This is a genomic window from Patiriisocius hiemis, assembly GCF_031846325.1.
Lineage (GTDB): Bacteria > Bacteroidota > Bacteroidia > Flavobacteriales > Flavobacteriaceae > Patiriisocius_A > Patiriisocius_A hiemis.
Map to the genome: position 1 here is coordinate 1 of NZ_JAVRHZ010000021.1, position 783 is coordinate 783.

Here is a 783-nt window from a genome sequence, read left to right on the forward strand (position 1 = left end):
AGTAAATGTAATTGATGATACTGCTCCAGTATTAGTATGTCAAGATATTAACTTAGAGATTGGACCTGATGGTACAGCTACCTTAGACCCAATGGATCTAATTGATATGACAAATAGTGTAGAAGCTTGTGGATACGATATCGTAACTGCAGATATTATAGACTTTGACTGTAGCAATGTTGGTACACCAGTACTAGTAACTGTATTTGCTGCAGACCCAAGTGGTAACATCGCTTCTTGTTCTGCTATGGTAACGGCTACAGATACTACTGGACCAACTATTACATGTCCAGATGATGTAAACGTAGATCCAGAGGCTAATGGAGTATACACATTAGAAGACTTTACTGCTGATGCTGTTGCTGTAGATAACTGTACAGACCCTGTAACAATTATCACACAAGACCCAGCTGCTGGAACTCCTCTAGGTGTAGGAACATATACTATCACAATCTCTGCTGAAGATGATTTAGGAAACATCGGTACTTGTGACTTTACTTTAGTAGTAGATCCAATACAAGGTGTGAACGATACTGCTTTTGATGCAGCTATCACAATGTTCCCTAACCCTGCAGATAACGTAGTAACAATTGCAAACAAATCTAACATCGCGTTAGAGAACGCTGCAATCTACGATATCAATGGTAAGTTAGTAAGCACTATTGACCTTGCAGGAATGCAAAGTGAAAGAACAATCAATGTAGCGGCGCTTGCTTCTGGTGTGTACGTAGTACAAATCACAGGTGAAAATGCTGTAACTACTAAAAGATTGATCAAGAAATA

1 protein-coding gene is annotated in these 783 nt (G+C 39.1%); it reads left to right on the forward strand.

Features of this window, described 5'->3' with window-relative positions; translation table 11 throughout:
* A partial coding sequence (locus tag RM538_RS13365; RefSeq protein WP_311333938.1) for a T9SS type A sorting domain-containing protein occupies positions 1-783 on the forward strand: 783 nt, incomplete at both ends.